Annotated in this window: 9 protein-coding genes; all 9 read left to right on the top strand. The window is 57.1% G+C overall.

Going from position 1 to position 12083, the window contains the following annotated elements:
- Window positions 1-1250: 1250 nt before the first annotated feature.
- The 9 genes from ACFO3S_RS19115 (at window position 1251) to ACFO3S_RS19075 (ending at window position 11930) form a co-directional block, all read left to right on the top strand.
- Window positions 1251-2072, top strand: a complete 822-nt coding sequence (locus ACFO3S_RS19115; RefSeq protein ID WP_378099369.1) for an alpha/beta hydrolase family protein — start codon at window positions 1251-1253, stop codon at window positions 2070-2072.
- A 141-nt stretch (window positions 2073-2213) separates the two neighbouring features.
- On the top strand, window positions 2214-4100 hold the full coding sequence (locus tag ACFO3S_RS19110; RefSeq protein WP_378099367.1) for a cache domain-containing sensor histidine kinase: 1887 nt from the start codon (window positions 2214-2216) through the stop codon (window positions 4098-4100).
- Window positions 4078-5277, top strand: coding sequence for a response regulator (locus tag ACFO3S_RS19105; protein ID WP_378099365.1), 1200 nt, complete (start codon window positions 4078-4080; stop codon window positions 5275-5277). The genes ACFO3S_RS19110 and ACFO3S_RS19105 overlap by 23 nt, the downstream gene beginning before the upstream one ends.
- Window positions 5278-5464: 187 nt before the next feature.
- Window positions 5465-6757 carry an ABC transporter substrate-binding protein gene (locus ACFO3S_RS19100; protein WP_378099363.1) on the top strand — a complete coding sequence of 431 codons (1293 nt, stop codon included), beginning with the start codon at window positions 5465-5467 and terminating at the stop codon, window positions 6755-6757.
- A 96-nt stretch (window positions 6758-6853) separates the two neighbouring features.
- Window positions 6854-7735 carry a carbohydrate ABC transporter permease gene (locus ACFO3S_RS19095; RefSeq protein WP_378099361.1) on the top strand — a complete coding sequence of 294 codons (882 nt, stop codon included), beginning with the start codon at window positions 6854-6856 and terminating at the stop codon, window positions 7733-7735.
- On the top strand, window positions 7732-8547 hold the full coding sequence (locus ACFO3S_RS19090) for a carbohydrate ABC transporter permease (protein WP_378099359.1): 816 nt from the start codon (window positions 7732-7734) through the stop codon (window positions 8545-8547). Before ACFO3S_RS19095 ends, ACFO3S_RS19090 begins: the two co-directional genes overlap by 4 nt.
- A 37-nt stretch (window positions 8548-8584) precedes the next feature.
- Window positions 8585-9643 carry an asparaginase gene (locus ACFO3S_RS19085; RefSeq protein ID WP_378099357.1) on the top strand — a complete coding sequence of 353 codons (1059 nt, stop codon included), beginning with the start codon at window positions 8585-8587 and terminating at the stop codon, window positions 9641-9643.
- 43 nt (window positions 9644-9686) lie between these two features.
- The gene (locus tag ACFO3S_RS19080) at window positions 9687-10559 is read left to right on the top strand and encodes a sugar phosphate isomerase/epimerase family protein (RefSeq protein ID WP_378099356.1); all 873 of its coding nucleotides are present in this window, start codon (window positions 9687-9689) and stop codon (window positions 10557-10559) included.
- 303 nt (window positions 10560-10862) lie between these two features.
- Window positions 10863-11930, top strand: a complete 1068-nt coding sequence (locus ACFO3S_RS19075; RefSeq protein ID WP_378099354.1) for a GntR family transcriptional regulator — start codon at window positions 10863-10865, stop codon at window positions 11928-11930.
- Window positions 11931-12083 lie beyond the last annotated feature (153 nt).

Here is a 12083-nt window from a genome sequence, read left to right as displayed (position 1 = left end):
ATCTACACCACGAATCCAGGGGGCTGGCCCCCATCGATTTATCGTGAAAGAATGCTGTCACAAGCAGCCTAGCAACAGGATTTCTTCATGAGTGTGTTTTCAAACTGCACTTTTCTTGACAACTCCAACCTATGCCAATTCATTAGCCCACTTCAGCCCCCCCAAGCCGCGCTAACCTATGCCAACTTACAAGTCCACGACAGCCATCAACCCATGCTAACCTATGCCAATTCACCAACCTACTCCAGCCCTCTCCAACCCCCGCCAACACACTCCCACCCGTGCCAACACACGCCAACCCCGCCATCACACTCCTACCCGTGCCAACACACGCCACCCCGCTAACGTAACGGTTGCCAGCGCGGCTAATCGTGCCGTTTTCGCAGTACGGAGTTTGTAACGGTTGCAGCAGCGGCTATTTCAGCCGAAAACGTGCCGTTTCGCTCGATACTCCCAAAATAAGCGCGGTGGCAACCGTTAGCTTTTTCTTTTTCGGGAAAACGATCGATTAAGCGCCACTGCAACCGTTAGACGTTGGGCAGGATGCGCCCACCGATCGCATACCACCGATCGCATACGACAACGGCGTAACCTGACAACATGGGAGGGACCGACCTGCTCGGAGACTTACGAAAACCAAGAGGCGATGGCAATAGGAGCCTCCGGCGGAGTCCCTGACGGTCGTTGCGAACAAAGGCCAGACTCGCGTCACCCCACGCCAACTTGCGTCAACTCGATCCAACCTACGCCAGTCCAGGCCAACCCCGCCAACCCCGCCAACCCCGCCAACCCCGCCAACCCCGCCAACCCCGCCAACCCCGCTAACCTAACGGTTGCCAGCGCCGCTAATCGTGCCATTTTCGCAATATAGAAATTGTAACGGTTGCAGCAGCGGCTATTTCAGCTGAAAACGCGCCGTTTCGCTCGATACTCCCAAAATAAGCGCGGTGGCAACCGTTAGCTTTTCCTTTTTCGGGAAAACGATCGATTAAGCGCCACTGCAACCGTTAGACGTTGCCGGCAGGATACACGCCATTGATCGCATACCGTCGATCGCACACCGTCGATCGAACACCGTCAGTCGCACACCGTCGGTCGCACACCGTCGATCACACACCGCGATCGCATACGACAACGGCTTAGCCTGAGTTGAAGAGGATGATTCCGGAGGGTTGACAGAAGGATCGGGAGATGTTAACTTTAATTCATACTATTTTAATCGGGATATATGGAAATGGAGTTGGCGCATCATGCAAAAGCCGATTACGATCTACCACGACAATCTCGCCTTAACGGCTGCGATCCATTATCCGGACCGGGACGGAGCTTGCCCGGAGAAGAAAATGCCGCTCGTCGTCATCTGCCACGGCTTCATTGGCAGCCGGGTCGGCGTAGACCGGCTGTTCCTGCTGGCGGCACGGCTGCTTGCGAAGAGAGGCTTTCTTGTCATTCGCTTCGACTTCGCCGGGTGCGGGGAGAGCGAAGGCGTGTACGGCGAGCACGGACTCGATTCGATGATCGCGCAGACGCGCTCCGTGCTCGATTACGGGCTAAGCCTCGACTGCGTGGATCCGCTCAGAGTGACGCTGCTCGGACATAGTCTCGGAGGCGCTGTCGCTCTGCTGACGGGCACGAAGGATCGCCGCGTGAAGTCGCTGGCGCTGTGGTCGCCGGTCGCCTATCCGTTTAACGATATCGTGAAGATCGTAGGGCGTTCCGCGTACGACGAGACGATCAAGAAGGGGCAGGCGGATTACCTCGGCTATAAGCTGAAGGCCGAGTTCTTCGAATCGCTTCAGCAGCATCAGCCGTTCCAGGAGGCGTCGAAGTTCCACGGCGACGTCTTCATCGCGCACGGCACGTCGGACGACGTTATTCCGGTCGACTACAGCTTCCTGCTGGAGAAGACGTTCTGGCTGCGCGGGGAAGGACGCTGCGACAAGAACATTCTGTTCCAGGCGGACCATACGTATTCGCAGGGCGCGCATAAGAACGAGCTTTACCAGTCCACGCTCGATTGGCTGGCGAGCCACGAGCAGCGGCAGCAGGATTGGCAGCATTGGAGCATCTAGAGAAGTCAGGTTATTGGCAGCATTGGAGCATCTAGAAAAGTCAGGTTTATGTTGTCCGCAAAAAAGTTAGCGCCTGATCTGTCGCATTCGTCTTCTGACAGTTAAACTAGTCCTAGAAGACACGATGGAGGTGGGCTGCGGATGCTGATGAGATGGTGGAACGGTCTGAGCTACCAGACGAAGCTTCTGTGCGCGATCTATATGCTATGCGTCATCCCCACGGCCAGCGTGGGGTTGATCGCGTATCGGCAGTCGGTGGAATCTCTCGAAAAAAGGGTTAACGAGGATTTGCGGGTCATTATCGGACAGTTTAACAATACGCTGGTGAAGCAGGTCGAGGATTTCGACCGCTACAGCATGCTTCCTTATTCCACGGAGGAAATCTTCGAGATTATCGCCTCGCCTTATTCTCCCAGAGAGCAATGGGGGTTCAGAGAACTATCCAATCAACAGCGACTCATTCAGCTGATCACCACGTATCCCTCGGTCAACTCGATGATCGAAGGGATGCTGTTCTACGGCACGAACGGCAGCATTTACGGCTACCGGACAAGCGGGGACAAGTCGATCAACCTGGATTACGACCCGTACGAGGAGACGTGGTACAAGCAGGCGATCGAGAGGAACGGCGGACTGGTCATCTCCGGCCTTCGGGACGAGGCCCAGTTCAACGGGGAGCCGTTCAAGACGATCACCATCGCGCGGCAGCTGATCGACCGGAGCTTCCGGCCGGCCGCCGTCGTGGCCGTCGACATCAAGCCGTCGTTCATCCAGAAGACGGTTCGTTCTCTCAGCTTCAAGAACGTTCACGTTACCGTGGCCGCTTCCGACGGCTACGTCTATTCCTCGGACCCGGAAATTACGGAGAGGCTGCTCGAGTCCTTGAATTCGCCGGAGCGGAGCCCGGGAACGAGCGGCGGCATCTCCAAGTACGCGGGGACCCGCAGCGTAAGCAGGACGGTTTCCGAATCGGTGAGCGACCTGCGCCTGCAGACGATGGTGGACGGCGAACGCCGCTCCTGGAACGGCGTCGCGAAGTTCAACGACTATACGGGCTGGACCATCTATCTGCTGGTCGACCGGGAGGAGCTTCTGCAGGAGAGCGCCGCGATCAAAAATTTGACGATTCTCGTCGTATTGTTCGTCTTCGTCGGAGCGGCGGGCCTGTCCTGGCTTCTGGCCAAAGGCTTGTCCAAGCCGATTCGCAGCTTGATCCGTTCGATGAGCAAGGTGGAGATGGGCAAATTCGAGTCGATCGTATCTCTCCCTTACGAGAGAAAAGACGAGATCGGCCAGCTGCAGTCCCGTTACAACCGGATGGTGACGCATCTGGACGAGCTGGTCAATTCGATCGAGGAGTCGGAGAAACAGAAAAGAAAGGCCGAGCTGTACGCGCTCCGGGCGCGAATCAACCCCCATTTTCTGTACAATACGATCAACTCGATCCGCATGCTCGCGCTGATCCAGCGGTCCGACCATATCGCCCGGCTGCTGCAGTCTCTGAGCAGGCTGCTGCACTCCAACATGAAGATGGTTAAGGATCTCGTCTCTATGCGGGACGAAGTCGAGCTGCTCAAGGAGTATACGCTGCTGATGGAGCTGCGCTACACGAACCGCTTCTCCGTCCGGTGGAACGTCTCGGAGGCTGCGCTATCGGCGCAGGTCCCGGTCATGCTGCTGCAGCCGCTGCTGGAGAACGCGATCTTCCACGGTCCGCGAAGCATGGAGGGGCAGCTTCGCATCGAGGTGTCGGCGGGGGTCGTCGAGGAGGGACGGCTGCTGCAGATCGTCGTCTCGGATGACGGCAAAGGAATGAGCGCCGACAAGGTGAACGAACTGAACGACTCGACCGTCGACGGAGAAGAGAGCATCGGGGTGCGGAACGTCAGGGAGCGCATCCGGCTCAGATACGGACGGTCCTACGGATTAACGCTCGAAAGCGAGCCCGATGCGGGAACGAGGGCGATCTTGCGGCTTCCTTATCAGCCGGGGGAGGAGAATGGCGATGTGGCACATGCTGGTCGTTGAGGACGAACCGATCGTCCGGATCGGCCTGCGGCATCTGGTCGACTGGGAGAGCTACGGCGTCGTGTGGAAGGCGGAGGCGTCCAACGGGGAGGAAGCGCTCAGACTGATCGAGGAGCAGGACATTCATATCGTCATGACGGATATCCGCATGCCGGTCATGGACGGCATCGAGCTGACGAAGAGGATCAAGGAGCGCTACGGCTCGATTCAGGTGATCGTCATCAGCAGCTACGACGACTTCCCGTATGTGCAGGAAGCCTTGCGGCTGGGCGTGACCGATTACCTGCACAAGCCGACGATGGCGCAGGAAGAGATCGTCGCGATGCTGGAGAAGGTGCTGGACAATCTGGATCGGACGAGGACGCCTGCGCCGGAAGCGGCCGGCTCGACGGAGAAGGAGAAAAACGAGTTTCTGAAGGCTCTGCTTACGGGGGCGGCCGAGGAGGATGAGGATCGGCTCGTTCGGCAGTACGGCGAGATGGGCCTGCCGGAGCTGTCGGAGGGCGTCCGGCTCGTCGGCATTCGCTTGTCCGCAGCGTCTGCCGGCAAGGAGGACAAGCGGCATGGGGACAGCTCTCGCTACGCCGCCGCGAAGTATTTTATCGAGAAGTACGTGTCGCATGACTGGGGCGGTCCGGTTGCGGAAGACGGCCCGAACGAGCTGCTGTGGCTGGCTCCGGCGCAGGCCAGGGACGAACCGCGGGCGTGGGCGGAATACTTGGCCGAGCTGAAGAAGAACCTGGCCAAACTGCTCAATGTTTCTCTCGCCTTCTCCGGAGGCGGGCTCGCGCATGATATTTCCCAGCTGAGGGCAGCGTACGCGGAGCTGCTGCGCGAGTTCGGGGAAGCGGAAGGCCCGGTCGGACAAGCGGTTCGCATGACGATGGAATATGTCGACCGGCACTTCTGCGAGGACGTGTCCCTGGCGGCCTGCGCCGAGGTCGCCCATGTCAGCGCCGCCCATCTCAGCCGGATTTTCCTGAAGGAGACGGGAATCCATTTCAGCGACTACGTCATTCGTAAAAAAATGGAGCTGGCCAAAGAGCTGCTGCGGCAGACGAATCTGAGAGTGTACGAGGTGGCGGAGAGGGTCGGCTATACGCATTCCCATTATTTCAGCAAGCTGTTCAAGGAATATGTCGGGGTATCTCCGCTCGATTATCGGAACGGCTCATAATCGGCAGATCAAAAAGATGTACGATTTCATAATAATCGTACATTTTTTTGTCGGCTGACGTCCGGCGCAGGCGAAAATAGGCAAAACAGAGCCGGAATATCTCATAAAAGGTTCATAGCGAGCGGTTCGGGCCGCTCCTATAATGAACCTTGTAACCGTTTTTATATACTAAAGGGAGGGTTTTTGAATGAAGCATTCTCGCGTATCCGCCATACTGTTCCTCATGCTGGCTGTCGCTCTTGTCGTCTCCGCGTGCGGCGGCGGGAACAGCGCCAGCCCCGAGCCGTCGTCATCCGGAAGCGCAGGCGCAAGCCCGTCCGCAACGGCCGCCGACAAGGAGCCCGTCACTCTGAAAATATCGAGCTGGAACCCGCTTAGCCAGAAGGTCATCGACAAATTCGAAGAAACCTATCCTTACATTACGGTTGAGCCGGATCAAATCGCCGACCAATATCGCGAAGTCATTCGGACGCGGGTCGTGTCCAAAGCGGATATGGACATCGTCTGGATGTTCCCGAACCAGATGAGGGAATACGTGGACCAAGACGTGCTGATGGATATGTCGAATGAAGCCTGGAAGGGCAACTACCTCGAATCGGCCGTTCAACTGGGCACGGTGGACGGCAAGACCTACGGCGTTCCTTACAACTATTATGCCGTTGTCATCTTCTATAATCGCGACGTGTTCCGGGATCTCGGACTCGAGGTTCCGACGTCTTGGGAAGAGCTGCTCGACGTCAGCGAGAAGATCAAGGCGAGCGGACTTTCGCCGTTCGTCACCGGGGGCAAGGACGCCTGGGCGACCCAGTTTATGTCCAGCGGCCAATTCGGCGCTTACCAGCACAAGGACCCTCTCGTGTTCGACAAGCTGGCCTCCGGGGAGAAGAAGTGGACCGATCCGGAATTCGCGGATTTCTTCGGCCCTTTGAGCGAACTGGTGGACAAAGGATATTTCCTCGAAAACTCGGTCGGATTGGGCAACGCGCAAGTCGTGCAGGTGTTCAAGGAAGGCAAAGCCGCCATGTACCCGATGGGAAGCTGGGCGCTGGACGAGTTCACCGAGGAGTTCAAGGAATTCGAGGTCGGCGCGTTCCCGATCCCGCTCAATAAGGGAGGCGAGCCGCTCGTCGTCAACCTGATCTCGGACAACATCTTCACCGGCATTTCCTGGAGCAAGCGGCAAGAGGAAATCAAGCTGTTCATGGAGTTTATCGCCGATCCGGAGAACGCCAAGCTGTGGTCCGAGGATACGAAGTCGGCGGTTACGGTCGTCGGCGGCACGTCCCCGACCTATCATCCGATCGCGGCGGAGCTGACTAGCAGCATCGAATCGAACATCTCGACGATCTTCCCGAGCCTGACGCCTTCGATGGAGCCGGCGTACTTCCCGATGCTGCAGCAAATTCTGCTTAAGCAGAAGCCGGACTTGGCGAAGCTGATGGAAGAAATGCAGAAGGCGCAAGAGAAGGACTACAAGTAAGACGTCGACGCAACAGCGCCAGAAAGCTCCGACCCGGGAAATCGGCCCGGGTCTTTGCTTCTTCGCCGGCCTATATCGTGCACACGGGAGGAACCTATGAGAATTTTGAATCTGAAAACCTTTCTTCTGTTCCTGGCTCCCGCCTTTTTTCTCTATTCGTTGTTTTACGCGGGCCCGATTATCAGCGGACTGTATTACGGCTTTACCGACTGGAAAGGGATTTCCTTCAGCGCGAACTGGATCGGCCTGAAAAACTTCGTCGACGTCTTCTCCGATCCGCTGTTCACGACCGCGCTCCGCAACATGTTCATTCTGTCCGTCATCGTCATCGTCATCCAGCACGTCGTCGCCATTTTTCTCGCCGTCCTTCTCGACCAGAAGCTGCGGGGCGTCGTCTGGATGCGCGCAATCATTTTTTACCCCGCCATTCTGAATACGGTCGTCATCGGTTACATCTGGAGCTACATGTACTCTCCGTTCGTCGGCTTCCTTCCCAAGTTTTTCGAAGCGCTCGGACTGGAGACGCTCGCCGGCATCGACTGGCTGGGCCGTACGGATACGGCTATCTATGCGATCTCGTTCGTCATTATTTGGCAGTACGCCGGCTACTCGATGATGATCTACATGGCCGGTCTGCAAGGGATTCCCTCCGACATCTACGAATCGGCGAGCATCGACGGCGCCAACGCGCGGCAGAAGTTTTTCCGAATTACGCTGCCTCTGCTCGTGCCCGCTATTACGGTCAACATGGTGCTGTCGGTTATCGGCAATATGAAGCAGTTCGAGCACATCTGGGTCATGACGCAGGGGGGACCGGCGAACTCGACGCAGGTGTTCGGGACGCTGATCTACCAGTTCGCGTTCAAAACCTCGCAGCCGGGCTACGGAACCGCGATGGCGATCGTTCTGTCCATTCTGATTATGCTCGTGACGGTCTCGATTATCCGGGTGCTCGGCAGATGGGAGGTTAAGCAATGAGAGTCGCCAGAATTTCATCCTATGCGATCGTCGCGGTCTTTCTGGCCGCCATTCTCATTCCGCTGTTCGTGCTGGCGACCGTATCGCTGCAGAATTCGTCGGGCACGCTGAACCCGCTCGCTCTGCCGGAGACGTACTACTGGAGCAACTATCCGAAGGCGATCGAGGTCGGCCGTCTGGTTCTGTACTTTACCAACAGCGTGTCCGTGCTCGCCATGTCCTTGTCCGCGACGCTCGTCTGCTCCATTCTGGCAGGGTATGCGCTGCGGCACGGCAAAGCCTGGAAGTCGGACTGGTTTTTCTCCTATTTCCTGCTCGGCATGATTTTGCCCGGGTTCGCCGGAACGATCCAGTCCTTCCTGCTGCTTCGGGAGCTGTCGCTGCTGAATACGCATCTGGGTCTGTCGGTCATTCAGGTTGCCGGGGGAATGGCGCTGCCGATCTTCCTGTACTTGCAGTTCTTTAAGACCGTCCCGCTGGAGATCGAGGAGGCGGCGATGATCGACGGCTGCTCGCCGGTGCGGATCTTCTGGCAGATCGTCATTCCGTTGACGCTGCCGGTCACCTCGACCTGCATTATCGTCATCGCGATTAATTCCTGGAACGACTTCTTCGGACCGCTCGTCTATCTGTCGTCGCCGGACAGCCGGACGCTGCCGATCGGGCTGATGTTCTTCAAGACGCAATATTCGGCGAACTGGCCGCAGCTGTTCGCGGCTTCCGCGCTGGTGGCCGCGCCGATCACGCTGCTCTATATGTTCGTGCAGCGCTATATTATTAAAGGGCTGGTCGGAGGGGCGGTCAAAGGCTGACCCCTCGAGCCGCGCTTCACTTCGAAGGAGGCTTATGATGCAAGCGGAGGAATTCCCCGCATCGACTGCGGGTTACGAGGACAGCGTTCAAGCGGCGCCGCTGCTGAAGGAGTACCGCGGAGGGTATCTGGAAAACCTTCATTGCGGCCACATCGCCGGAGTGGATGCGAACGGGAGCGTCCGCTGCTCGGCGGGCGACCCCGAATGGGCGACCTTCATGAGATCGGCGGCCAAGCCGTTCCAGGCGCTTCCCTTCTTCCTGGAGGGAATGGCGGAGCGGTTCGGTTTTACGCCGGAGGAACAGACGCTTCTAATGGCGTCCCATCGCGCGATGCCCTACCATGTCGAGGCGCTGGAGAGCATGATGCGCAAGCTCGGACTGAGCGAAGAGGCGTTCGCGTGCAAGCCGACCTATCCGCTCGACGCCTCGGCGCGGGACGAGATCGCCGCCGCCCGGGGACCGGCAAGGGCGGTCTACCATAACTGCTCCGGCAAGCATCTCGGCCTGCTCGCCTATTGTCTCGGCATGGGATTGCCGTTGGAATCGTACGCGTCTCCGGATCATCCGGTGCAGGTCCGCATTGTCCGGATCTTGTCCGAGCTGGCCGGCCTCCCCGGGCGGGAAATCCGTCTCGCCACGGACGGCTGCGGCCTGCCCGTCTTCGGGATGCCCTTGCGCCATATGGCGCAGGCGTTCCTGAAGCTCGCTTGCCCGGACCTGATCGAGGATGCGGCGCTTCGGGCGGCTGCGACCCGCGTGGCGGAACGGATGAACGCCTATCCGAACATGATTTCCGCGCCGTACCTGATCTGCCCGAATCTGCTGGCAGACCCGAACATCGTGGCCAAGGGCGGAGCGAAAGGCGTCTACTGCTTCGCGCTGAAGCGGGAGCGGCTCGCCTTCGCGCTGAAGGTCATCGACGGCTCGGAGGAGGAGTGGCCGCTGATCGTCGCCTCCATACTGGAGCAGATCGGTTACGGCAATGCGGATACGATCGCGCGCATGTACCGGATCGGCGGCAGGGTCATTCGGAACGACAACGGCGCTGCCGTCGGCGAGAACAAAGCCGTTTTCTCCCTGAAGATGGGAACCTGAAAGGTTATCAATCGAACGGACACCGGAAAGGAGCGCATCGAAAATGAAGCTGGGAATGAGCACGTACTGTCTGGTCGATAAGCTGCGCGGAGGGGAGATGACCGTCCTCGACGTGCTGGAATGGGCCAAGGAGCATCGCTGCGAGCATGTCGAGCTCGTGCCTTACGGATATTCGCTCGTCGACGACGAGGAGCTGGCGGAGCGGGTGCGCCGCAAAGCCGAGCAGCTGGGGCTCGCGCTGTCGAATTACGCGCTGCCGGCCAACTTCGCTCATGATTCGGAGGAGGACTTCCAGGCCGAAGTTGAGCGCTTGAAGAGCCATGTCGACTTGCTGGCGAGAATGGGCATCCGCTCGATGCGGCACGACGTCGTGCCGTTCACGATTCCTCAGGAGGAGGCCGGCATCGCCCATTTCGAGAAGGTTCTGCCCCGGATCGTGGAGGGCAGCCGCCGGATCGCCGATTACGCCGCCGAACGCGGCATTGCGACGAACGTCGAAAACCACGGCTGGGGCGTGCAGCACAGCGATCGCGTCCAGCGGGTGATCGCCGAGGTGAATCGCCCGAATTTCCGGACGGTGCTGGACATCGGCAATTTCCTGTGCGTCGATGAGGCTCCGCTGATCGGCGTCTCCAAAAATCTGCCCCTCGCCTCCATCGTGCACGTGAAAGACTTCTATTATCGCATGGCGGACCAGGATCCCGGCGAGGGCAAATGGTTTCGCACCGCGAACGGCCACTTCCTAAGAGGCGCAATCTTCGGTCAGGGAGATCTGCCGGTTCGGAGTCTGCTGCGGCTGATCAAGCGGTCGGGCTACGACGGCTATCTAACGTTGGAGTTCGAAGGCATGGAGGAGAGCCGGGAAGGAACGGCCATCGGTCTGGCCAACGTCCGCAGGCTGTGGGACGAGGTTTGATCCGGCTTATTCGCCGGAGCGAAAATCGCGCGGTGCGCTATGGAAATGCCAGAAAGCGCGAAGGCTAGAAGAGCAGCGGCATAGAGATGGCGGATACGAAAGCAAGATTGGACGCAAGTTTGAGGGAGGCGCCCCCTCAAGCTTGCTTTTTTTGTACGAATGCCCCCCTTGCATACAGGAGCGCGCGCCTTATGGGGAATCTGTTGGAAACAATATTATTATCATATGTGAAAGAAGTGGAGTATAATGGTACGTATAAGTTGAAAATAGGAGTGAATGTTCTTGGCGCCGAAGTACGAACGGGTGAAGGAATCGATCAGGACCGATATCTTGGAAGGAAAGATTATTCCCAATCAAAAAATCGGTTCCGAAACCGATTTGATAAAACGATTCAATGTCAGCAGACAAACGATCAGGCAGGCGGTCGGGGAACTGGAAAACGAAGGCTGGTTGTACAGGGAGCAGGGAAGGGGGACTTTCTGCGCGGATCGAACGAAAACGATGAAGGACAACCAGAGTCATAAAACGATCGCCATCATTACTTCCTACATTCGAGACGGAATATTCCCTTCGATTATTCGCGGGGCTGAATCCTACCTCAGCGAAAAGGGCTACTCCATTTTGTTGGCCAGCACGAACCATAACATGGAGCAGGAGAAAAAATGTCTTCAAAATATTTTAACGAGGCGTGTGGACGGATTGATCGTCGAGCCTACCAAAAGCGCGATTACCAATCCGAACATCGGCTACTATCTAAACATTGAAAATAGCGGGATTCCTTATGTGATGATCAATGCGTTTTATCCGGAATTGAGCCCTTTAAGCCTAACCATGGACGATGAATTGGGAGGTTTCAAGGCGACCGAGCACTTAATTCAGCTAGGGCATAAACGAATTGCCGGCATCTTCAAGACGGACGAGCTTCAAGGGGGAGGCCGGATGAAGGGATTTATCAGGGCTCACAGGGAAGCCAAGCTGGAGATGAGTCCGAACATGGTCATCACCTACGTGACGAAAGAGCAATACGCCAATCCCAAAGAGGAAATCATGCGATTGCTGCTGCAGGAAGAAGCCTTGAGGCCTACGGCGATTTTCTGCTATAACGACGAAGTGGCTTTCCATGTCTACGCCGAGATCCGAAAGCTGGGGCTGCGGGTCCCCGAAGATATTTCTCTGGTCGGATTCGACGATTCGCACTTTGCCCAAATGAATGAAGTTAAATTTACGACGATCAAGCATCCGAAAGCCATGATGGGGGAGGATGCGGCGAAAATGATTATCGAACTTACGAAAGGGGGAAGGGATGTCCAATCGATGGTTTATGCTCCTGAGCTAATCGTACGAAATTCGACCGCTCCTTATCCCGTCTGATAAAGCTTGCTGCCATAGACGACTTCAGGGTTTTAGCGACTCCTGGGGTCGTTTTAACTTATACGTACAAGTTAGATTATTTTTAAAATAATATTTAAACTTGTAATAATGACTTTGATCGATTATGATGAATTTAAACATCCGGATGTATGA

This window comes from Cohnella hongkongensis (genome assembly GCF_042654645.1).
GTDB lineage: Bacteria > Bacillota > Bacilli > Paenibacillales > Paenibacillaceae > Cohnella > Cohnella hongkongensis.
The sequence above is the reverse complement of the archived record's forward strand: the minus strand, read 5'-3'. Positions and strand labels throughout refer to the sequence as shown.

What these genes read in the sequence shown, in the direction of transcription:
- ACFO3S_RS19115 (WP_378099369.1), top strand. Translation starts at nt 1,251, where the DNA reads ATGCAAAAGCCGATTACGATCTACCACGACAATCTCGCCTTAACGGCT.
- ACFO3S_RS19110 (WP_378099367.1), top strand. Translation starts at nt 2,214, where the DNA reads ATGCTGATGAGATGGTGGAACGGTCTGAGCTACCAGACGAAGCTTCTG.
- ACFO3S_RS19105 (WP_378099365.1), top strand. Translation starts at nt 4,078, where the DNA reads ATGTGGCACATGCTGGTCGTTGAGGACGAACCGATCGTCCGGATCGGC.
- ACFO3S_RS19100 (WP_378099363.1), top strand. Translation starts at nt 5,465, where the DNA reads ATGAAGCATTCTCGCGTATCCGCCATACTGTTCCTCATGCTGGCTGTC.
- ACFO3S_RS19095 (WP_378099361.1), top strand. Translation starts at nt 6,854, where the DNA reads ATGAGAATTTTGAATCTGAAAACCTTTCTTCTGTTCCTGGCTCCCGCC.
- ACFO3S_RS19090 (WP_378099359.1), top strand. Translation starts at nt 7,732, where the DNA reads ATGAGAGTCGCCAGAATTTCATCCTATGCGATCGTCGCGGTCTTTCTG.
- ACFO3S_RS19085 (WP_378099357.1), top strand. Translation starts at nt 8,585, where the DNA reads ATGCAAGCGGAGGAATTCCCCGCATCGACTGCGGGTTACGAGGACAGC.
- ACFO3S_RS19080 (WP_378099356.1), top strand. Translation starts at nt 9,687, where the DNA reads ATGAAGCTGGGAATGAGCACGTACTGTCTGGTCGATAAGCTGCGCGGA.